This is a genomic window from Geodermatophilus sp. SYSU D00684 (assembly GCF_054050455.1).
The window spans coordinates 63558-84087 of record NZ_JBJGZI010000023.1; the positions used below are offsets into that span (position 1 = coordinate 63558).

Sequence of the window (20530 nt, forward strand, 5' to 3'; positions counted from 1 at the left end):
CTAGGCGAGCGCGCGGCCGCGGGCGAGCAGCAGCGGGATCGCGACCTCGGCGTCGGTGAGCGACCCGTGGTAGGCGGCCAGCCGGCTCGGTCCCGGCTCGGTCGCCGAGGCGGTGACCGCCCACGGGCCGCGGGCGAGCGCGACGACGTCACCGATGCGGGCGGCCATCCCCTCGCCGACGGCGCCGAACACCCCGCTGGCGACCGCCTCCTCCCGCCCGGCCACCCAGGCCCGGTCGCCGAGCACGCCGCGCCAGGCGTCGAGGACGTCGGCGGCGGCGCCCGGGACGGTGTGCACGTAGCGGGCGCGGGGCTCGCCGGCCAGCAGCGCGACGCCGTCGAGCAGGGCGGGCTCGTCGTCGACGTCGACGCGGGTGCCGGCGGGGACGTCGAGCATGCCGTGGTCGGCGGTGACCAGCAGGGCGGCGTCGTCGGGCAGGCCGGCGACCACCTGCTCGACCACCCGGTCGACCAGCGTCAGCTGAACCCGCCAGCTGTCGGAGTCGACCCCGCGCACGTGGCCGGTGAGGTCGAGCTCGGGGGTGTAGCCGTAGACCAGCCCGGTGGGGGTGGCGGCCAGCGACCGCAGCAGCACCGCCGCGAGGTCGCCGGCGCTGACCGTGCCCGCGTAGGCCGCGCCCCGGTACACGGCGGTGGTGAGGCCGGAGCCCGCGTAGGCGTAGGGGGCGACCGCGGTGACCGGCAGGCCGGCGGCCGCGGCCTGCTCGAAGACCGTCGGGCGGGGCTGCCAGTCGCGGGGGTCGGGGTCGTCGCCCCACTGGACGTGGTTGAGCAGCCGGTCCTCGCCGGGGACGGCGGTGACGAAGCCGAGGACGCCGTGCCCGCCCGGGGGGACGCCGGTGCCGAGCGTGGCCAGGCTGACCGGGGTGGTGCTCGGACAGGGGGCGGCGAGGTCGCCGGCGGGCGTGGCCAGGGCGGCGAGGGCCGGGGCGAGGTGCGCGTGCGCGCGCAGCAGGTGCTCGCCGAGGCCGTCGACGAGCAGGACCGCGACCCGGCGGGCGCCGGCCAGCGCGGCGGTGAGGCCGAGCGGGTCGGCGGGCAGGCCACCGCGGTCGACGCCGACCCCCAGCGCGGCGGCCGCGCCGGGCAGGACGTCGGCGAGGCTGGCCGCCCCGTAGGCGGGGCGGACGAGGTCCGGGGGCAGCGCCGTCACGGGCGGCGGGCCAGGACGTGCAGGCCGGCGGCGACGTCGCGGTAGGGCGAGGTGCCGGCCAGCGCGAGCTCGAGGCGGCGGACGGCCTCGGGGTCGGCGCCGGAACTCGCGTCGAGCAGGTCGGCGACGACGGCGACGCCGCGCCACTCCTCCGGCTCGAGCCCGGCGTTCCGCAGCAGCGCGAGCAGGTCCTCGGAGCCGAACCGGCGGCGGGCGGGGCGGGTGCGGCCGGGGGCGGGGTCGCGGTCCTCGAGCAGGGCCAGCGCCTCCTTGGGGTGGCCGCCCAGCGCGCGGGCGAGGACGGCGCCGGCCCGGTTGGCGGTCGCCACGCTCACGTGGCCGCCGGGGCGCAGCGCGCGGGTGATCTCGCCGAGGGTGGTGGCGGGGTCGTCGACCACCTCGAGCACCGCGTGGCACAGCGCGAGGTCGTAGCCGCCGTCGGGACCGTCACTGCCCAGCGGCAGCTCGTGCAGCAGGTCGCCGTCGCCCTGCAGGCCGCGGACCCGGTCGCCGACCCCGGCGGTCTGCGCCCGGCGCCCGAGGGTGGCCAGCGCGTCGGCGCTGGGGTCGACGACGGTGACCTCGTGGCCGCGGCGGGCCAGCGGGACGGCGAAGACGCCGCTGCCGCCGCCGACGTCGAGGACCCGCAGCGGGGTCCCCGCGCCGGCCAGCGGGTCGAGCGCGGCCCAGACCGCGGCGGTCCGGACGGGCAGCTGCTCGCCGGTGGACGGTGCGGGGGCGGTCACCCGTCCGACCCTAGTGGCGGGGCGGCACCGGTTCCCCGTCTAGGCGGAGACGGAGTCGGCGGCCCGCTCGAGATCGGCGATGACGATCTTGCGCATGGTGGACATCGCCTCGACCGCGCGCCGCCGCCGGTCGGGATCGGGGTCGGCCTGCAGCTCCAGCAGCCGGACGGGCACGACCTGCCAGGAGACGCCGAAGCGGTCCTCGAGCCAGCCGCAGGGCGCCTCCTCGCCGCCGTCGGTGAGCCGGTCCCCGGTCGGCCGGGCCTGGCGCAGCGGTCGCGTCCGGGCTGGTGGGCCGGATCGGGGCGGGCGAGCCGGTGCGGGGCGGCACCGCCGTACCCCGGTGGCCCGTTCGGGCAGGGAGAACGGGCCACCGGGGTACAGGAGTCCTCTAGTGGCCCGAGCTGCCCGGGCTGGAGTGCCAGAGCTTGCGGGGCGCCGCCGCGGCGCTCCGTTGCGCCGCGGCGCGGCGGGCCGCGGTCGCGGCGTCGGCCCCGGCAGGCTTGACGTCCGCGTACGGCGACATCCGGAAGCCGGTCGGGTGCACGAGCACCGGCTTGACCACCACCGGCCGCGAGCCGTGCGAGGCCGCCGCCCCGGCGATGGCCTGGTCGGTGTACTCCCCCGGCGCGGCCATGTGCTCGGCCACCGCGGCCAGGCCGCCGGTCTCCCAGGCCTCGAACAGCGCGGGCAGCTCCCAGGCGCCGGTGGCCCGGATCGACACCCCGCGCGGGCCGGTGCGCCGCAGCACCCCGCGGATCACCAGCAGCCAGGAGTGGAACACCGTCGCCGCGTAGGGGCCCTGCACGTCCTCGAAGAAGGTCGAGTCGGTGCAGCCGGTGCCGTCGTCGAGGGTCACGAACACCACCCGGCGCCCCGACCGGATCGGCGGGGTCTGGGTGGCCACCTTGACCCCGGCCACCAGCACCTCGGCGTGGCTGCGGGCGCCGAGCAGCTCCCCCGCCGGCACCGCGCCGACCGCCGAGAGGAACGGCCGGTAGAAGTCGACGACGTGCCGGCTGGCGTCCAGCCCGAGCACCTCCAGCTCGGCGCGCACCAGTTCGGCGTCGGTGAACTCCGGCAGCCCGGACCCCCCGCCCCACCCCGGGCCGGTCTCCACCGGACCGGCCTCCTCCGGGCCGGCCTCCTCCGCGGACTCCAGGCCCAGCAGGTCCAGGCTGAGCTGCCCCACCGACCCGGCCCTCGCCCCGCTGCGGCTCCACCGGTCCAGCTCGCTGATCTGCAGCAGCAGGTCGCGGCGGGTCACCGACCGGCGGGAGCGGGTGGGCCGGCCGGCCTCGCGGTCGCGGACACCGAACCCGTAGAGCGAGTCGAACCCGCCGGCGAGCACCAGCCGCTCGACCACCGGCCGGGACACCGCGGCCCGCGACCAGAAGTCGGTCAGCGACCGGTAGGGCTGCCCGGCAACGATCCGCTCCACCTCGTCCTCGCCGATCCCCTTGACGTCGGTGAGCGACAGCCGGATCCCGTAGGCCGACGGGTCGGGCATCGCCGCGGGCATCCACTCCGGCCGCCGCCAGTCCTCCCGCCGGTCCTCCGGCGCCAGCCGCTCCACCCGGTAGGTGCCGGCCGAGGCGTTGACGTCGAGGCCCAGCACCCGGATCCCGAAGTTGCGGGCGTCGTCGAGGATCAGCCGCTTCGGGTACATGCCCGGGTCGTGGGTGAGCACCCCGGCGAGGAAGGCCGCCGGGTGGTGGGTCTTCAGCCACGCCGACTGGTAGGTGGGCAGCGCGAACGCGGCCGCGTGCGCCTTGCAGAACCCGAACGAGCCGAAGGCGACGAGCACCTCCCACACCTTCTCCACGACGTCGACCGGGTAGCGCCGCAGCGCCTCGGGCACGAACCAGGCCCGCACCTCCGGGTGCAGTTCCCTGTCGCCCAGCGCGCGGCGCGCCTCGTCGGCCTGGGCGAGGTCGCAGCCGGTCATCTGCGCCACGATCTGCAGCACCTGCTCGTGGAAGACGACGACGCCGGCGGTCTCCCGCAGGAACGGCGCGAGGTCCTCGTGCGGGTAGACCGGGTCCTGCCAGCCGTTCCGGGCCAGCAGGAACGGCGTCACCATGTCGCTCTTCACCGGCCCCGGCCGGAACAGCGAGATGTCGATGACGATGTCCTCGAACGTCTCCGGCCCGAACTTGCCGACCAGCTCGCGCTGCCCCGGCGACTCGATCTGGAACATGCCGAGGGTCCGGGTGCTGCGGATGAGCTCGAAGGTCGTCGGGTCGTCGCGCGGGACGGCGTCGATGTCGACGGCGGTGTCGTCGACCCGGGCCACCTCGTCGAGGGCGTGCGCGATCGCCGACTGCATCCGGATGCCGAGCAGGTCGAGCTTGAGCAGCCCGAGCTCCTCGACGTCGTCCTTGTCGAACTGGCTCATCGGGTAGCCGAGGTAGCTGCTCTCCACCGGCGTGCGGTCGAGCAGCGTGGCGTCGGACAGCAGCACGCCGCACGGGTGCAGCGCGATGTGCCGGGGCAGGCCGTCGAGCCGGGCGACCAGGTCGAACAGCAGGTCGAGGTCGCCGGTGCCGCCGCCGCGCCGGGAGCCCATCCGGCTGGCCCGCAGCTCCGGCAGGTCGCGCAGGGCGGCGTGCACCTGGTTGGCCCGGACGTGCGGGAAGGCCTTGGCGACGGCGTCGATCTCGGCCGGCGGCAGGCCGAGCGCGGCGCCGACGTCGCGGATGGCGTGCCGCACCCGGTAGGTGTCCATCATCGAGATGCAGCTGACCCGGTGGGCGCCGAAGCGGTCGAGGACCGCGTCGTAGACCTCCATCCGCCGGGCGGACTCCACGTCGATGTCGATGTCGGGCAGCTGGTGGCGCAGCGGGGAGAGGAACCGCTCCATCAGCAGGCCGTAGCGGATCGGGTCGACGTCGGAGATGCCGAGCAGGTAGGTGACCAGGCTGCCCGCGCCCGACCCGCGCGCGGCCGCCCGGACCCGCAGGCCCTTGATGAGGTCGACGACGTCGGCGACGGTGAGGAAGTAGGAGGGGTAGCCCAGGGAGTCGATGACGGCGAGCTCCTTTTCGAGCCGCCGGGTCACCCGCGCCGTGCGGGCCATCCCGCGCCGGCCGAGCCCGGCCTCGCAGCGGGCGCGCAGCACCTCGGAGGGGTCCATCCCCTGCTCGCCGGGCGCGGTGACGACGTCGAGCTCGGGATAGCGCACGGTGCCGATGCCGAGGTCCTCGCGGACGTCGACGGCGCACTGCTCGGCCAGCCGGGCGGTGCGCTCGGTCAGCCGCAGCGCGGCGTCGCGGTCGGGGCCGGCGAGGTCCGCGGCGACCTCGGCCATCTCCTTGCCCGACTTGAGGTAGCCCTCGGCGGTGCGCCGGTCGACGTGCCGCGTGTCGAGGGCGACCAGCTGCCGGGAGGCGTCGAGGACGTCGGCGGTGGGCGCGTCGAGGGCGTCGACGTAGCGGACGGCGTTGGTGAGCACCGCCGGCACGCCCTCCTCCTCGGCGAAGCGCAGCAGCCGCTGGGCGCGGGAGCGGTCGCCCCGGCCGCGGTGGTGCACCACCTCCAGCACCAGCGAGCCCGGCCCGAACACCGACCGCCAGGCGTCCAGCCGCGCGGACGCGACGTCGGCCCGCCCGGCCGCGAGCGCCCGGCCCACCGGCGAGTCCGGCCCCAGCACCGCGACCAGCCCGGGCGCGTGCTCGGCGGCCAGCGCGAGCGAGGCCACCGGCTCGCCGCGGGTGCCGCGCAGGTGCGTGGCGCTGGTCAGCCGGCACAGCGAGCGCCAGCCGGCGCCGTCGCGGGCGAGGAAGGTGACCCGCGGCAGCCGCGGGTCGACGCCGGCGCCGCCCCGCACGGGGTGGCGCCGCGCCGGCGCCGGCCGCGCGGGGGCGCGCCCGGTGCGGCGCAGGGAGAACTCGTCCTCGCCCAGCACGTGCGCCCGCGCCGGCGGCACGGTGGTGTCCACCGTCGGCGCGACCGCGAGATCGACGCCGAAGACCGGCCGCAGCCCGGCCGACCGGCAGGCCAGCGCGAACTTGACCGCGCCGTAGAGACCGTCGCGGTCGGTCAGCGCCAGCGCCGTCATGCCGTGCTCGGCGGCGCGCGCGACCAGGTCGGCCGGGTGGTTGGCCCCGTACCGCAGGGAGTAGCCGGAGGCGACGTGCAGGTGGACGAAGGGGTCCCCGCTCACCGCCCGCGGGCGGGACGGTGGGCGGTGCCGCCGACCACGCGCGGCCGGGGCGCCGGCTCGGGCGTGGTGGCCAGCAGCTCCTCGACCACGGCGAGGAAGGTCCCGGCGTCGCGGACCAGGTCGTCGGCCTCGCGCTCGGTGACCGCGCGGGACAGCCCGGCCTCGGCGGCGGCGCGCTTGGCCGCGCCGGCGGCGAAGAAGGTGGCCCACTCCCCCAGCTCGGGGGCGACCTGCTCGAGCAGCACCCAGGCGCTGCGCGGCCGGCGGCGGCCGCTCTCCGGCCGGGTGCGGGCGGCCAGCACGCCCGCGGCGGCCCGCAGCGCCGCCAGGTGCGCGGTGGCGTAGCGGCGGCACGCGTCGGGGGCGTGCCGGGCCTCGGCCAGGGCCCGGGTGGCCTGGTCCAGCAACTGGCCCGCGGCCGCCGGGAGCGGCGGGGGCAGGGGCAGCTGCTGGGCCATGGCGTGCACGGCGCCCATCAGTCGTGCACCCGCACGAGAGACCAGCGGTTGTCCGCGGCGTCCCAGCACAGGTCGTAGACACCGGCGAAGCTCATCCGCGAGCGGCCGGCCCGCAGCGCCTCCACCCGGAACACCTCGCGGGGGGCGACCAGGTCGGCCGAGGCGCCGCCGGGGGTGCCGGCGGCCCGCTGCCACCACGGCGCGGTCTCGACCCACGAGTCGAGCAGCTCGCCGACGACGTAGCGGCCCTGCCCACGCCAGAACTGCGCCGGCCCGAGCGGACCGCGCTCGACCTGCACCTCCTCGCCGGCCCGCTCGCCGACGTCACCCAGCACCCGGCTCATGCCCGTCTCCCCACCCCGTGCCGCGTCTCGACGGTCCGCCCACCGCCCGGGCGGGGAAGGTCCCGGGGCGGTGGCCGACCTGTTCGAACGTGTGTTCGAACACCTCGAGTAGACCCGACCGCGCCGGTCCCGTCAAGCCGGACGCGCTCCCGCGTCCTCCCCGGGAGGAGCCCCTCCCGCCCGCGTGCCGGACGGTACGGCGGGGGTACGACAGCGATGGCAGGATCAGCGCATGAGCCGACCCGCCCACCCCCGGGTGGCCGCGATCGCCGGCCTGCTCGCCGGGGCCGGCGCCACCGGGCGGGTCCACGAGCTCGCCGACGGCGCGCACACCGCCACCGCGGCCGCCGCGCAGCTCGGCGTCCCGGTCGGGGCCATCGCCAACAGCCTGGTGTTCGACGTCGGCGGGCAGCCGCTGCTCGTGCTGACCAGCGGCGCGCACCGGGTCGACGTCGCGAAGGTGGCCGCCCTGCTCGGCGTGCCCCGCGTGGAGCGCGCCTCGGCCGGCTTCGTCCGCGAGCACACCGGCCAGCCGATCGGCGGGGTCGCCCCGGTCGGCCATCCGGCGCCGATCGGCACCCTCGTCGACGTCGAGCTGGCCCGGTACGACCGGGTGTGGGCCGCCGCCGGCCACCCGTCCGCCGTCTTCCCCACCAGCTACGACGAGCTGCTGCGACTGACCGCCGGCACCCCCGCCGAGGTCGGGAGCGGCCCGACCGCCGACGGTCCGGCCGCCGCTCCCCACCCCGCCGCGGTGGGCCCGTGACCGAGGAGAACCCCGTGACCGGCACGACGCCCGCGACGCGGGTGACCGAACTGCCCGCAGGCTGGCTGCGCGAGCACATGCACGAGGCGCTGGCCATCTACGGCGAGGCGATGGGCTACGACGCCTCGGTGGTCGCCGGCCGCTACGGCTACGCCGTCCAGCACACCGAGCGCCCCGGCTTCCGCGCCGTCGGGGCCTTCGCCGCGACCCCGGACGGCGAGCAGCTGGTCGGCTTCGGCTACGGCTACCTCGTCGCCCCCGGCCAGTGGTGGCACGACCAGGTGCGCGCGGCGCTGGACCGGCGCACCGCCAAGCGCTGGCTGCCCGGCGCGTTCGAGGTGTGCGAGCTGCACGTGCACCCCGAGGCGCAGAGCCGCGGACTGGGCCGGCGGCTGCTGCACGCGCTGGTCGAGGGCGTGGACGCGCCGGCCGCGCTGCTGTCCACCCCCGACGCCGACACCAAGGCGTTCCGGCTGTACCACGCCGACGGGTTCGTCGACCTCGCCCGCGGCCACCACTTCCCCGGGGACGCCCGGCCCTTCGCCATCCTCGGCGCCCGGCTGCCGCTGCGGCCGGTCCCCGGCACCTGAGCGTGCGGGGGCCGGACCGGGCCGTCGACGCCGTCGTCGTCGGCGCCGGCCACAACGGGCTGGTCGCCGCCTGCTACCTGGCGCGCGCCGGGCTGGCCGTCGAGGTGGTCGAGCGCGACGACGTCCTCGGCGGGGCGGTGTCGACCGTGGAGCGCTGGCCCGGGGTCCGGGTCGACCGCGGCTCCAGCGCGCACGTGATCGTCCGGCACAGCGGCGTCGTCGAGGAGCTCGACCTCGCCGCCCACGGCCTGCGCTACGTGGACTGCGACCCGTGGGGCTTCGCGCCCGCCCCGGCGCCCGGCGCCCCCGGTCCGGACGGCCGCCCGCTGGTGTTCTCCGTCGACCTCGACGCCACCTGCGCCTCGATCGCCGCCGCCTGCGGGCCCGACGACGCCGATGCCTACCGCCGGTTCGTCGGCGTGTGGGGGCCGCGCAGCCGCGCCGTCGTCGACTCCTTCGGCCGCCGGCCCACCCCGCTGGGCCTGGCCCGCGCCTTCTGGCCGCTGGGCGCCCCGGCCGGCGACGCCCCGCGCACCCCCGGCGGCGACCTCGCCGCTGACTTCCTCGGCTCCGGCGACGCGCTGCTGGACCGGTGGTTCGGGAGCGAGCGGCTCAAGGCGGCGCTGGCCTGGTTCGGCGCGCAGTCCGGCCCGCCGATGAGCGAGCCGGGCACCGCGGCGATGGTCGCCTGGGTGGCGCTGCTGCACGACACCCCGCCGGGCCACCCGGTGGGTGGCTCCGGCGGCCTCACCCAGGCGCTCCGGCGCCGGCTGGAGGCCGACGGGGGCCGGGTCGTCCTCGGCGACGGCGCCGCGCGGCTGCTCGTCGACGGCGGCCGCGTGACCGGCGTCGAGACGGTCTCCGGACGGCGGATCGCGGCCCCGGTCGTCGTCGCCGCCTGCCACGTGCTGGCCACCCGCGATCTCGCCGGCGACCACGCCCCGCCGGCGCTGGCCGACGCCGCCCCGCCGGTGGGCAACGGCTTCGGCCTGGTGCTGCGCTGCCTCACCGACGCGCTGCCGGCCTACCCCGGCGTCGACCCGGCCGTGTCGGCGCAGGGCCTGCAGCTGCTGTGCACCGACCGCGCGCAGCTGGCCGCCGCGCACGGCGACTGGCTGGGCGGCCGGCTGCCCCGCGAGCCGGTGCCGCTGGCGATGTCCTTCTCCGCCAGCGACGACACCCTCGCCCCGCCCGGGCGGCACGTGGTCACCGTGTGGGGCCAGTGGTACCCCTACGCGCTCGCCGACGGCGGCGACTGGGACGCCCTCGCCGAGGCGGAGGCGCGGCGGCTGGTGGCCGCCGTCGACCGGTACGCCCCCGGCTTCGCCGCCTCGGTGCAGGACGTGTACGTCCAGACGCCGGTGCTGCTGGAACGCGAGCTGTCGCTGCTGCGTGGCAACGTCATGCACGTGGAGATGGGCCTGGCCAGCATGTTCTCGCTGCGCCCGACGCCGGCGCTGGCCGGCTACCGGGTGCCGGGCCTGGCCGGGCTGTACCTGGCCGGCGCCTCCACCCACCCCGGCGGCGGGGTGTCGGGCAACTCCGGCCGGACGGCGGCCCGGGTGGTGCTCGCCGACCGCCGGCCGCTCGCCCGCGCCCGCGCCGCGGCGGGGCGGCTCGCGCGGGCGGCCCGGTGAGCGCCGCGACGGCGGCGGTGCGACGGGCCGTCGCACCGGCGCCGGTGCCGCTGGTCCTCGCGGTCCTGCTGGTGCTGGCGGCGATCGCCTACCCCCTCACCGACGGCGCCGCCCGCGACGCGGTGTCCTGGACGATCGTGCTGCTCGGCTCGGCGGTGTCGGTGACCTCGGCCGCCGTCGCGCACGGCGCGCGCGCCGGCGCCGCGGTGCTCGGGCTGGTGGCGGTCACCGCGGTCGCGTTCGAGTCGGTCGGGCTGGCCACCGGCGTCCCCTACGGCTCCTACTCCTACAGCGACGCGCTGGGCCCGACGCTGCTCGGCGTGCCGTTCCTCGTGCCGCTGGCCTGGCTGATGATGGCCTGGCCGAGCCGTGTGCTCGCCGGGCTGCTCACCCGCCGGGTGCGGCCGGGCCGGCGGCGGGGCGCGCGGGTCGCCGTCGCCGCGGCGGTGTTCGCCGGCTGGGACGTCGTCCTGGACCCGCAGCTGGTGCAGGCCGGCTACTGGACCTGGGCGCACCCCACCCCGGGGCTGCCCGGCATCGACACCGTGCCGCTGACCAACCTCGCCGGCTGGCTGCTGGCCGGGCTGGTGCTCATGGCGCTGCTCGAGCTCGTCGTCCCCCCGACCGTCCCCCCGACGCTCCCCGTGGACGCCACGCCGCTGCTGGTGATCGCCTGGATGGTGGCCGGCGGGGCGCTCGCGCACGCCGTCTGGCTGGACCTGCCCGGCTCCGCGGCGTGGGGCGCGGCGCTGACCGCCGTCGTCGTGGCCGTGCTCGCGGTGCAGGCCCGCCGCCGATGAGCGGCGCGGTCGTCCGGGTCCTGTCCGGCCTGGCGGTCGCCGGCGCCGCGCACGCCGCGGTCAACGCCGCGCTGCTGCGCCGCCCGCCGGCCGACCCGCCGGAGGCGACCCGGCCGGTCACCGTGGTGCTGCCGGTGCGCGACGAGGAGACGCAGGTCGGCGACTGCCTGGCCGCGGTGCTCGCCTCGGCCGGCGTCCCGGACCTGCGGGTGGTCGTCGTCGACGACGGCTCCACCGACGGCACCGCCGCCGTCGTCCGCGGCACCGGCGACCCGCGGGTGCGGCTGGTCCCGGCCGGGGACCCGCCGGAGGGCTGGCTGGGCAAGCCGCACGCCTGCTGGGTGGGCGCGCAGACGGTCACCGACGACGGCGTGCTGGTCTTCCTCGACGCCGACGTCCGGGTGGCGCCCGACGCGCTGGCCGCCGCCGCCTGGCTGCTCGAGGCGCACGGCCTGGACCTGGTCTCGCCGTGGCCGCGACCGGTGGCGGGCACCCTCGCCGAGCGGCTGGTGCAGCCGCTGTCGCCGTGGCTGTGGATGACCACGCTGCCGCTGCGGGTGGCCGAGCGCTCGCCGCGGCCGTCGCTGACTGCGGCCAACGGCCAGTTCCTCGCCCTGACCCGCCGCGGCTACCTGCGCGCCCGCGGGCACGCGGCGGTGCGCACGGAGGTGGTGGAGGACGTCGCGCTGGCGCGGGCGGTCAAACGGTCCGGCGGGCGGGCGGTGCCGGCGGCGGGCGCGGCACTGGCCGAGTGCCGGATGTACGACGGCTGGGCGGCGATGCGGGAGGGCTACGGCAAGTCGCTGTGGGCGTCGGTCGGCGGGTCGCCGGCGGCGTCGGGAGCCGCGGCGGCGGTGCTGACCGCCGTCGGCGTCGTCCCGCCGCTGGCGGCGCTGCGCGGGTCGCGGGCGGGCCTCGCCGGCTGGCTGGCCGGGGTGGCCGGCCGGGCGGTGAGCGCGGCGGCGACCGGCGGGCGGGTGTGGCCCGACGCCCTGGCGCACCCGCTGTCGCTGCTGGCCCTCGACGTGCTGCTGGCCGGGTCGGTGGCCGGGCACCGGCGGGGCACGCTCACCTGGCGCGGACGCGCGCTGCGCTGACCCGGGCCAGGATGGGGCGTGACCTCGCCCTCGAGCAGCCCGGCCCGCACCGCCTTCGACCCCGGGGACATGCGCCCCACGGACTTCTACCGGGTGATGAACTCGGTGGTGGTCCCGCGGCCGATCGCGTGGGTGTGCAGCCGTTCGGCCGAGGGCGTGCACAACCTGGCACCGCACTCCTTCTACACGGTGGCGTGCGTGCGGCCGCCGGTCGTGCAGTTCACCTCGGTGGGCCGCAAGGACTCGCTGAACAACGTCGAGGCCACCGGCGACTTCACGGTCAACCTGGTGCCCGAGGAGCTGTTCGAGCAGGCCAACGCCACCGGCACCGACTTCCCGCCCGACCAGAGCGAGGCCGAGGCCGCCGGCATCCGGCTGGAGCCGAGCGAGCGGGTGGGCGCGCTGCGGGTGGCGCAGTCGCCGGTGAGCATCGAGTGCACGCTGCACTCGACGCTGCGGCTGGGTGACAGCACCGTCGTCTTCGGCCGGGTCGAGTGGGTCAGCGTGTGGGCCGACGCCGTCCGCGACGGCCGCCCGCGGATCGAGGCGCTCCGGCCGCTGGCCCGGCTCGGCGGCAACGAGTGGTGCACCGTCGGCGAGGTGCGCGCGATCCCGCGCATCCCCTACGCGACGTGGGCCGAGGACCCCTCGATCGGCGAGCAGGTCCGCGGCGGCTGACCGCCCGCCACCCGGGCGAGGAGGTCAGGCGGGCAGGTGCTCGGCGACCTCGGCCGCGGCGTCGTCGCCGAAGGCCGCGGCGAAGCGCCGGAGGAACGGCTCGCGGCGCAGCTCGTACTCCTGGGTGCCGACGACCTCGACGGCCTCGGTGGCCACCGCCGAGCCCAGCTGGGTGGCCCGCTCCAGGCTCAGCCCCCAGGTGCGCCCGGCGATGAACCCGGCGCGCAGCGCGTCGCCGCCGCCGGTGGGCTCGACCGGCTTGGTCTCGGGGACGGCGATGACCTCGATCGGGGCGGCGTCCTCCTGCCGCACGAGCACGCCCTTGGCGGCGCGGGTGGTGACCCAGGTGCCGACCCGGGCGAGGATCTCGCCGGCGTCCCAGCCGGTCTTCTGGGTGAGCAGCGCCGACTCGTACTCGTTGGTGAACAGCAGGTCCGCGCCGTCGACCAGCTCGCGGATCATCTCGCCGTCGGCCCAGGCCAGCTGCTGGCTGGGGTCGGCGGCGAAGGGGTAGCCGCGGTCCCGGCACTCCTGGGTGTGCCGCACCATCGCCTTCGGGTCGTTGGGGCCGATGACGACGAGGTCGGGGTGGCCGACGCGGTCGCAGACCGGCCCGAGCTCGATCTCGCCGGCCTCGCTCATCGCACCCGAGTAGAAGGACGCGATCTGGTTGTTGACCGCGTCGGTGGTGCACACGAAGCGGGCGGTGTGCTTGAGCTCGGACCACCGCACGGCGTGGGTGTCGACGCCGTGCCGGGTCAGCCAGGCGTCGTAGTCGGTGAAGTCGCTGCCCACCGAGCCGACCAGGACCGGCGAGAGGCCGAGCAGGCCCAGGCCGTAGGCCATGTTGGCGCCGGCGCCGCCGCGGTGCTGGATGAGGTCGTCGACGAGGAAGGACAGGGAGACGTTCTCCATCTGGCCCTCGACGAACTGCTCGGTGAACCGACCGGGGAAGGTCATCAGGTGGTCGGTGGCGATGGAGCCGGTGACGACGACGGGCACGGGGGCTCCTCGGGGCGAGCGGGTGGGACGACGAGCACGGCAACCCTAGAAGGCGGCCCCGGTCACACGCGCCCCGGCGTGCACCGGGACGGAACGGGTAGATCCCTCCCATGAGCGACCAGCACACCCTCGCGACCATGGAGAAGCTCGACCTCGGCCACGGCAAGGGCAGCCTCGGCGACCACGTCGCCGTCTGCGCCTGCGGCTGGCGCAGCGACGCCGAGCCCGACCACCAGTCGGCGCTGGACCGCCTCACCGAGCACGCCGAGGCGAACGACTAGTCCCCCAGCGCCCGGCGCAGCGAGACGCCGAGCTGGGCGGTCCCGACCAGCCCGAGCACCGCCCCGACGGCGGCCCCGGCGGTGACCACGACCGCGGGGCCGTCGTCGACGCCGGCGAGCGCGTCCAGGCCGGTGGCCGCGACGATCCCGGCCCCGCCGACGGTGAACCCGGCCATCGCCACCCGGGTGGGCCGCTCCCACACCGAGATCGCCCCGGTCTCGGCCACCCCGGCCTGCCCGGCCCGGGCGCGCAGGTAGTCCGGCAGCCAGCACAGCGCCCCGAAGACGGCGGCCAGCCAGCCCGGCGCCCCGGCCGCCCACAGCGCGAGCGCGTACGCGGCCTCGGTGAGCCGGTCGACGGCGGAGTCGAGGACGTAGCCGCGCCGCGACGCCCGCCCGCCGGCCAGCGCGAGCGCGCCGTCGAGGGAGTCCAGGAGCCCGGACAGCCCGATCAGCAGACCCGCGGCGACCAGCCACGCCCCGCCGGCCAGCGCCGGGCCGACGGCGGCCAGCGCGACCAGCAGGCCGAGCGCGGTGGCGGCCAGCGGCGGCAGCCAGGACAGCGCGCGGGCCAGCGCGTAGGCCAGCGACAGCCAGCCGTGCACCAGCCGGCTCGCGGCCGGGTCGGTGCCGCCGTGCCACCGCGACCACTCGGCGAGGTACTCGTCGCGGCTCAGCACGGGCACCCTCTCACCGGCGCAGTCTCTCCCAGCCGGGGTGGACCCCAGCGGGACCGGGGACAGTGGACGGGTGCTCGCCGGCCTGTCCCCCGCCCGCCGCCGCCTGGTCCTCGCCGTGCTGGCCCTCCTCCTCGTCGCCGCCGTGGCGACGACCGTCCTGCTCCTCACCCGGGCGGACGGACCGGGCCCGGCCGCGCCGGTGTCGCAGGAGGAGCCCGGCCCGGTGCTGCTGGTCCCCGGCTACGGCGGCGCCACCGGCTCGCTGAGGCCGCTGGCCGACCGGCTGACCGCCGAGGGCCGCGACGCCACCGTCGTCGCGCTGCCGGGCAACGGCACCGGCGACCTCACCGCCGCGGCCGGCGCGCTGGACGACGCCGCGGACGCCGCGCTCGAGCGGACGGACGCCGAGAGCGTCGACCTCGTCGGCTACTCCGCCGGCGGCGTCGTCGCCCGGCTGTGGGCCGCCGGTGACGGCGCCGAGGTGGCCCGCCGGGTGGTGACCCTCGGCTCGCCGCACCACGGCACCACGCTGGCCGACCTCGCCGCCGGCGTCGCACCCGGCCAGTGCCCCGAGGCCTGCCGGCAGCTGGCCACCGACAGCGAGCTGCTCGCCGGTCTCAACGCCGACGACGAGACGCCCGCCGGGCCGACGTGGGTGTCGGTGTGGACGACGCAGGACGCCACGGTGACCCCGCCGGACTCCGCCCGCCTCGACGGCGCGCTGAACCTGACCGTGCAGTCGGTGTGCGCGCAGGCGCAGGTGGGCCACGGCGACCTGCCGCGCGACCCGCTCGTGCAGGCCATCGTGCTGGCCGAGCTCGCGCCGGGCGACCCCGTCCCGCTGGGCCCGGCCGACTGCGCCCGCCTCGGCGGCTAGCTGGTCACGTCCTTGGTGGTGAAGTTCGCCCACGCCGCGGTCAGCAGCACGCCGACGTACACGCCCTGCAGCGCCAGCCCGCGGACGACGTCGCGCCACAGGACCGGGTCGCGGAACAGGTCGACGAACGCCAGCCAGTAGCGCGTGGGCAGGTAGGGCGCGATCGGCGAGGCGGCGTCGAGGGTGAACAGCAGCGACGAGGTCACGAGCACCGCCAGCGCGCCGAGCGCGGCGGCCAGCGGCGAGTCGGTGAGCGTGGAGAAGAGCAGCCCGAACGCCGCGACGCCGAGCATCGACACGGCGACGTAGCCGATCGCCATCAGCGTCCGGCCGGCCAGCTCCTCCGGCGTCAGCGACGTGCCCGACACCGACGTGCCGCCCGCGACCGGCCGCGCGTCGAACAGCAGCTGGCCGACTCCGTAGCCGACGGCGGCGACCACCACGACGGTCACGACGACGAACGCGAGCACCGCGACCAGCTTGGCCACCAGCAGGCGGGTGCGGCCCGCCGGACGGGCGAGCAGGTACCGCAGCGTCCCGGCCTGCGCCTCCCCCGCGACGGCGTCGCCGCTGACCACCGCGACGGCGATCGGCAGGAACAGCGGCAGCACGATCGCCAGCGCGGCCAGCGGGTACAGCTGCCCGTTGGTGAGGACGGCGGACAGGAACGGCGGGCCCTCGCCCGGCCGCGGCGCGAGGTCGGTGACCTGCAGCAGCACCGCCACCAGCACCGGCAGCGCGTTGAGGACGGCGATCGTCGCCCACGTGCGCGGCCGGCCGAAGGTCTTGCGCAGCTCCGTGCCGATCACACCCGCTCCCTGCCGATCACGCCCGCTCCACCCGGTCCGCGCTGGTGCCCGCGGCGGCGAGCACGACCTCCTCGAGCGTGGGCCGCTGCAGCGCCAGCCCCGCCACCGGGACGCCGGCGCCGACCAGCAGCGCGTTGACCTCCGCCGGGTCCGCCCCGCGCACCACCACCCGGCCGCCGTCGGTGCCCAGCACCCGCCCGTCGAGGACCGCGCGCACCCGCTCGGGCGCCGGGGTGTCGACGACGGTGGCGCCGGTGGGCGCGGTGAGCCGCGCGATCTCGTCCTGCAGCACCAGCCGCCCGCGGTCGAGGACACCGACCCGGCTGCACAGCTGCTCGACCTCGGCCAGCAGGTGGCTGGACAGGAACACCGTCGTCCCGCCGCGGTGCAGGTCGAGCAGCAGCTCGCGGATCTCGTGGATGCCCTGCGGGTCCAGGCCGTTGGTCGGCTCGTCGAGGACCAGCAGCTCCGGCCGGCGCAGCAGCGCCCCGGCCAGGCCCAGGCGCTGGCGCATGCCGAGCGAGTAGGCGCCGACCTTCCGCCGGCCCACCCCGCCCAGGCCGACCTGGTCGAGCACCTCGGCGATCCGCCGGCGCCGCGTGCGGCGGGAGCCGCCCGGGCCGGCGGCGTCGAGCAGCGCCAGGTTGGCCGCGCCGGACAGGTGCCGGTGGTGCGCCGGGCCCTCGATCAGCGCGCCCACGCGCGGCAGCACCCGGCGCCCGGCCCGCGGCATCCGCTCGCCGAGCAGCTCGACCTCGCCGCGGGTGGGCAGCACCAGGCCCAGCAGCATGCGCACCGTCGTCGTCTTGCCCGAGCCGTTGGCGCCGAGGAAGCCGTAGACGTCGCCGGCGCGGACGTCGAGGTCGATGCCGTCGACCGCGCGCACCCGGCCGTACTGCTTGACCAGTCCCCGGGTGACGATCACCGAGCTCACGACGGCGCCCCCGGGAGGCCGGCCGCGGCGTCGGCGAGCGCGTCGAGGGTGACGGTCCCGGTCAGCAGGTAGGTGCCGGAGCCGGGGGTGTCGAGCAGCATCAGCCCGAGCGGGCCGACGGCGACCCGGGTGCCGCGCTCGTCGCGCACGGCGTCGGGCGAGGCGGCCAGCGCGGAGCGGACGGCCGCCGCCAGCCGGCCGGGGACCGGCGCCACCGCCAGCAGCGTCACGCCGCTGCCGTACACGCCGATCACCTCCGGCGCCCCGGCCAGCTCCCGCCGCGGCAGGCCGGCCAGCTCGCGGGGCAGCGGGACGAGCCGCAGCCGGCGGTCGGCCTCGCGCAGCAGGCCCTCGGCGTCCTGGCCGGCCCGGGCGCGCACGTCGGCCGGCGGGACGAACGCGACGACGCCGGGCGGCGGGACGGTCAGGTCGAGGTCGAGGAAGCGGGTGTCGAGGGCGGGGACCGACGCGCCGTCGGCGACGACCTCCACGGCCAGCGGGAGGCCCGTGCCCGCGTCGGCCCAGACGTCGACGTGCGCCACCGAGGCGGCCGGCGCCGCGGGCACCAGGCGCAGGCCGAGCGCGTCGCGGCCGGCGACCCGCCGGGCGCCGATCCGGGACAGCTCGTCGTCGGCGGCCTCCGACAGCAGCCGCCGGCCCAGGGTCGCCGGCACCAGGTCCGGCGCCGTGGGCAGGGCGAGCGGGGCCGGGGCGGTGCGGGTGGCGGTCGCGGACTCGTACTCCCACGTCCACGTGCCGCCCGCGTCGGCGTGCACGCCGGTCTCCCCCGTCGCCGACACGACGTCGACGCGGTGCTCCTCGGGTCCGCGCCACCAGACGCGCATCGCGGTGCGGTCGCTGAGCAGGTCGGCGACGGCGGGCAGCTGGTCACCCACGGGCAGCGCGAGCCCGCCGGCGGAGACGGCGTAGCCGGAGAAGCCGACGCCGTCGCTGGCGAGGACGGCGTCCCGCAGCTCGGCGGCGGGGACGTCGGCGTCGCCGGCCGGCAGCGCGCCCACGAGCACGGGCAGCGACGCGAGGACGGCGACCAGCCCGACCACGACCGACCAGCGGCGGGCCCGCCCGTACCCGCGTGCGGCCATGACGGCCACGGTACGAGCGCCGCGCACGGGCGGCCCGCGGCGCCGGGGGAACGCCCTGCCCGACGGCCTCGGCGTCGCCGCTGCACCGCCCGCGCATGGACCGGCCGCGCCAAGGGGTACCGCTGGGGCATGGCTCCTCCGTTGAGCGACGCCGTCGTCGTCGACGTCCTGCGCCGGCTGGACCGGCTGACCGCCCCTCTCGTGCGGCGGTTGGCCCGTCCACCGGACCTCCCGACCACCCAGCGCGACGCCTGGTGGGCCGAACAGGCCGCCCAGGTGGGCGCGGTCGCGAGCAGCCTGCCGCGGGTGGCCGGCCGGCTGGCCGACCTCCTGCCGCTGCAGAACACCGTCGGGACGGCGGTCCAGTCGCTCGTGGTGCTCGGCGTGGCCAACGAGCACGGCGTCACGGACCCCGCCGTGCGGGTCTCCCTGCTGTCGGAGGTGCTGCTCGACCGCGACCTCCCGCCCGGCCGGGTCCGCCCGCTGCTGGAACGGGTGCGCGGCGCCTACACCGAGACCGCGATCGGCGTGAAGGAGGAGCGGGCCGGCCTGCGGGGCATCGTGCGCACCATCTGGCGGGCCTCCCGGCTGCTCAGCCGCATCGACGAGGCGCTCGACGCCCGCCCCAAGGGGCGCATCGGCGCGCGGGCTCTCGCCCAGCTGCCGGTGGTCGGCGTCCTCGGCGGGTACGCCGCCGAGCGCGAGGCGCTGCGCCGGGCGGCCCGCATGACCGCCGACCTCCTCGAGCCCGGCCGCCGCGTCAGCGTGCTGTGATCCGTTTCGGCCGCACGGCAGGCTGACCTGCGGGAACTGTCGTCCCCCGGTCGTAGCGTGCGGGGTGGGGAGGAGGTCGCGGAGTACGTCTCGCCCATCGAACGGGCGCTCGTCGGTGTGCTCCTCGACCAGCCGGTCACCATCGGGCGACTGCCGGTCTCTCTGCTGTCGGACGAGCAGGCCGCCGCCGAGCTGCAGCGGGTGCAGGCGCGCAAGGCGATGGAGGCCGCGTACGAGGCGGAGCTGGTGCTCCGCCTGGCCGAGGCCCGCCCGGCCGACACCGACCCCGCGCCCGGCACGCCCGGTGCGAGGGGTGGTTCGTGGGCGCCGGATCCCGAGCTGCCCGGGGTGTCGGAGTTCTTCACCGCCGAGCTGGCGGTGGTGCTCAACGTCGGCCGGGGCACCGCCTCGCACCTGGCGCACCGGGCGTGGACGTACCGCTCGCACCTGCCGGCCACGTGGGGGGCGCTGGCCGCCGGGACTCTGGACGAGGCGCGTGCCAAGGCGCTGGTCGACGTGCTCGAGCACACCGGCCCGGTGACCGCCCGGATGATCGAGGCCCGGCTGCTGCCCGAGGCCCCGTCGCTGACGGTGCGCAAGCTCCGGGAGCGGGCGCTGGCGCTGCTGCAGGCCGCCGACGTCGACGCCATCGACGCCCGCCGGGAGACCGCGCAACGGCACGCCGACGTGCGGCTCTACGACGGCCCGTTCGACGGCATGGCCATCCTCGCCGCCGACCTCCGGGCCGACGTCGCCGCCGCCTACCACGCGTTCGTCGATGCGCTGGCCCGGATGCTCAAGGCCGACGGCGATCCCCGCCCGCTCGGGCAGCTGCGCACCCTGGTCTACGCCGATCTGCTGCGGCGCCCGTGGGAGACCGGCCGCTCCGCGGTGACCGCGCACCTGCAGGTCATCGCCACCCTCAGCGCGCTGGCCGGGCGCAGCGCCGAGGCCGGGACGGTGAACGGGCTGCCGATCACCGCCGCGCACCTGCGCGAACTGCTCCAGCACCTGGACGCGCTCGGCGTCCGCGCGCCGGAGGGCGGATCGGTCACCCTCGCCCTGGTCGACGACGACGGCACCCTCCGCGCCACCACCACCCTCGACCAGCTCCGCCGCCTCGCCCGCGTCGGCTGCCGCGACCACTCGGACACCGACTGTGACTGCGCGGTGCTGGGCCGGCCCGATCCGACCGACCGCTACGCGCCCTCCGCGCCGCAGCAGCGGTTCGTACACACCGCGACCGCACCTGCCGCTTCCCCACCTGCGGCCAGCGGGTCGGCTGGGCCGACGCCGACCACGTCATCCCACACGCCCACGGCGGCCCCACCGACTGCGCCAACCTCTGCTGCCTGTGCCGCAGCCACCACCGCCTCAAGACCTTCGCGAAGGGGTGGCGCTTCCACATGAGCGCCGACGGCACCCTCACCGTCACCACCCCGTCCGGTATCAAGCGGACAACCCGGCCACCGGGCATGCGACCACCACCCGCCGAACCCGACCCACCGCCCGATGACGCCGGGATGCCGCCGGCCGACCCGCGTGACGACCCGCCACCGTTCTGAGTCACGGGATCAGTGCGGGCGTCGGCTCACCACCGGACGGGGTGAGCCGAC

22 protein-coding genes and 1 pseudogene are annotated in these 20530 nt (G+C 77.5%); 11 read left to right on the plus strand and 12 right to left on the minus strand.

The window, feature by feature from the left end; translation table 11 throughout:
* The 7 genes and pseudogenes from ACI79L_RS17155 to ACI79L_RS17185 form a co-directional block, all read right to left on the minus strand.
* The gene (locus ACI79L_RS17155; protein ID WP_456937932.1) at nucleotides 1-1173 is read right to left on the minus strand and encodes an alkaline phosphatase family protein; all 1173 of its coding nucleotides are present in this window, start codon (nucleotides 1171-1173) and stop codon (nucleotides 1-3) included.
* Complete coding sequence (locus ACI79L_RS17160; RefSeq protein WP_456937933.1) at nucleotides 1170-1919, minus strand: class I SAM-dependent methyltransferase; 750 nt, start codon at nucleotides 1917-1919, stop codon at nucleotides 1170-1172. Before ACI79L_RS17160 ends, ACI79L_RS17155 begins: the two co-directional genes overlap by 4 nt.
* Nucleotides 1920-1958: 39 nt before the next feature.
* Complete coding sequence (locus ACI79L_RS17165; protein WP_456937934.1) at nucleotides 1959-2093, minus strand: hypothetical protein; 135 nt, start codon at nucleotides 2091-2093, stop codon at nucleotides 1959-1961.
* A 3-nt stretch (nucleotides 2094-2096) separates the two neighbouring features.
* Nucleotides 2097-2420: pseudogene (locus ACI79L_RS17170) on the minus strand (VOC family protein); the annotation flags it as partial.
* Nucleotides 2311-6084: a DNA polymerase III subunit alpha gene (locus ACI79L_RS17175; RefSeq protein WP_456937935.1), complete on the minus strand. Its 3774-nt coding sequence runs from the start codon at nucleotides 6082-6084 to the stop codon at nucleotides 2311-2313. The gene ACI79L_RS17175 and the pseudogene ACI79L_RS17170, both read right to left, overlap by 110 nt.
* The gene (locus tag ACI79L_RS17180; RefSeq protein WP_456937936.1) at nucleotides 6081-6560 is read right to left on the minus strand and encodes an SAV_6107 family HEPN domain-containing protein; all 480 of its coding nucleotides are present in this window, start codon (nucleotides 6558-6560) and stop codon (nucleotides 6081-6083) included. Before ACI79L_RS17180 ends, ACI79L_RS17175 begins: the two co-directional genes overlap by 4 nt.
* Nucleotides 6560-6886: a DUF6504 family protein gene (locus ACI79L_RS17185; RefSeq protein WP_456937937.1), complete on the minus strand. Its 327-nt coding sequence runs from the start codon at nucleotides 6884-6886 to the stop codon at nucleotides 6560-6562. Before ACI79L_RS17185 ends, ACI79L_RS17180 begins: the two co-directional genes overlap by 1 nt.
* 232 nt (nucleotides 6887-7118) lie before the next feature.
* Here ACI79L_RS17185 and ACI79L_RS17190 point away from each other — a divergent pair, with 232 nt between their 5' ends.
* Genes ACI79L_RS17190 through ACI79L_RS17215 form a run of 6 tightly spaced genes read left to right on the plus strand, consistent with a single transcriptional unit; the run spans nucleotide 7119 to nucleotide 12454 of the window.
* The gene (locus ACI79L_RS17190) at nucleotides 7119-7652 is read left to right on the plus strand and encodes a YbaK/EbsC family protein (RefSeq protein WP_456937938.1); all 534 of its coding nucleotides are present in this window, start codon (nucleotides 7119-7121) and stop codon (nucleotides 7650-7652) included.
* Between the two features lie 14 nt (nucleotides 7653-7666).
* Nucleotides 7667-8242, plus strand: a complete 576-nt coding sequence (locus tag ACI79L_RS17195) for a GNAT family N-acetyltransferase (RefSeq protein ID WP_387994060.1) — start codon at nucleotides 7667-7669, stop codon at nucleotides 8240-8242.
* A gap of 2 nt (nucleotides 8243-8244) precedes the next feature.
* Nucleotides 8245-9879 (plus strand): phytoene desaturase family protein, encoded by a 1635-nt coding sequence (locus tag ACI79L_RS17200; RefSeq protein WP_456937939.1) that lies wholly within the window; start codon nucleotides 8245-8247, stop codon nucleotides 9877-9879.
* Complete coding sequence (locus ACI79L_RS17205; RefSeq protein ID WP_456937940.1) at nucleotides 9876-10679, plus strand: carotenoid biosynthesis protein; 804 nt, start codon at nucleotides 9876-9878, stop codon at nucleotides 10677-10679. Before ACI79L_RS17200 ends, ACI79L_RS17205 begins: the two co-directional genes overlap by 4 nt.
* On the plus strand, nucleotides 10676-11776 hold the full coding sequence (locus tag ACI79L_RS17210; RefSeq protein ID WP_456937941.1) for a glycosyltransferase: 1101 nt from the start codon (nucleotides 10676-10678) through the stop codon (nucleotides 11774-11776). The genes ACI79L_RS17205 and ACI79L_RS17210 overlap by 4 nt, the downstream gene beginning before the upstream one ends.
* Nucleotides 11777-11794: 18 nt before the next feature.
* Nucleotides 11795-12454: a flavin reductase family protein gene (locus tag ACI79L_RS17215; RefSeq protein ID WP_456937942.1), complete on the plus strand. Its 660-nt coding sequence runs from the start codon at nucleotides 11795-11797 to the stop codon at nucleotides 12452-12454.
* A gap of 24 nt (nucleotides 12455-12478) precedes the next feature.
* Here the strand turns inward: ACI79L_RS17215 and ACI79L_RS17220 are convergent, their stop codons facing one another.
* Nucleotides 12479-13456, minus strand: a complete 978-nt coding sequence (locus ACI79L_RS17220; RefSeq protein WP_456937943.1) for a carbohydrate kinase family protein — start codon at nucleotides 13454-13456, stop codon at nucleotides 12479-12481.
* 110 nt (nucleotides 13457-13566) lie between these two features.
* Between ACI79L_RS17220 and ACI79L_RS17225 the strand changes: the two genes are divergently transcribed.
* Nucleotides 13567-13737: a hypothetical protein gene (locus ACI79L_RS17225; RefSeq protein ID WP_456937944.1), complete on the plus strand. Its 171-nt coding sequence runs from the start codon at nucleotides 13567-13569 to the stop codon at nucleotides 13735-13737.
* Here ACI79L_RS17225 and ACI79L_RS17230 read toward each other — a convergent pair.
* Nucleotides 13734-14423 (minus strand): CDP-alcohol phosphatidyltransferase family protein, encoded by a 690-nt coding sequence (locus ACI79L_RS17230; protein ID WP_456937945.1) that lies wholly within the window; start codon nucleotides 14421-14423, stop codon nucleotides 13734-13736. The two genes, ACI79L_RS17225 and ACI79L_RS17230, sit on opposite strands and share 4 nt — an antisense overlap.
* A gap of 64 nt (nucleotides 14424-14487) precedes the next feature.
* Here ACI79L_RS17230 and ACI79L_RS17235 point away from each other — a divergent pair, with 64 nt between their 5' ends.
* On the plus strand, nucleotides 14488-15294 hold the full coding sequence (locus ACI79L_RS17235; protein WP_456937946.1) for an esterase/lipase family protein: 807 nt from the start codon (nucleotides 14488-14490) through the stop codon (nucleotides 15292-15294).
* On the opposite strand, the gene ACI79L_RS17240 is transcribed toward ACI79L_RS17235, so the two are convergent.
* The 3 genes from ACI79L_RS17240 to ACI79L_RS17250 are packed head-to-tail and all read right to left on the minus strand — an operon-like array spanning nucleotide 15291 to nucleotide 18140.
* Nucleotides 15291-16103 (minus strand): ABC transporter permease, encoded by an 813-nt coding sequence (locus tag ACI79L_RS17240; protein ID WP_456937947.1) that lies wholly within the window; start codon nucleotides 16101-16103, stop codon nucleotides 15291-15293. The genes ACI79L_RS17235 and ACI79L_RS17240 overlap by 4 nt on opposite strands.
* Nucleotides 16104-16119: 16 nt before the next feature.
* A complete protein-coding gene (locus ACI79L_RS17245) occupies nucleotides 16120-17037 on the minus strand; it encodes an ABC transporter ATP-binding protein (protein WP_456937948.1) in 918 nt (305 codons plus the stop codon).
* Nucleotides 17034-18140, minus strand: coding sequence for a transcriptional regulator (locus ACI79L_RS17250; protein ID WP_456937949.1), 1107 nt, complete (start codon nucleotides 18138-18140; stop codon nucleotides 17034-17036). Before ACI79L_RS17250 ends, ACI79L_RS17245 begins: the two co-directional genes overlap by 4 nt.
* A gap of 129 nt (nucleotides 18141-18269) precedes the next feature.
* On the opposite strand from ACI79L_RS17250, the gene ACI79L_RS17255 reads away from it, so the two are divergent.
* Genes ACI79L_RS17255 through ACI79L_RS17265 form a run of 3 tightly spaced genes read left to right on the plus strand, consistent with a single transcriptional unit; the run spans nucleotide 18270 to nucleotide 20479 of the window.
* On the plus strand, nucleotides 18270-18914 hold the full coding sequence (locus ACI79L_RS17255) for a hypothetical protein (RefSeq protein ID WP_456937950.1): 645 nt from the start codon (nucleotides 18270-18272) through the stop codon (nucleotides 18912-18914).
* Between the two features lie 57 nt (nucleotides 18915-18971).
* Complete coding sequence (locus ACI79L_RS17260; protein ID WP_456937951.1) at nucleotides 18972-20324, plus strand: DUF222 domain-containing protein; 1353 nt, start codon at nucleotides 18972-18974, stop codon at nucleotides 20322-20324.
* Nucleotides 20219-20479, plus strand: coding sequence for a hypothetical protein (locus ACI79L_RS17265; RefSeq protein WP_456937953.1), 261 nt, complete (start codon nucleotides 20219-20221; stop codon nucleotides 20477-20479). The genes ACI79L_RS17260 and ACI79L_RS17265 overlap by 106 nt, the downstream gene beginning before the upstream one ends.
* Nucleotides 20480-20530: the final 51 nt, after the last annotated feature.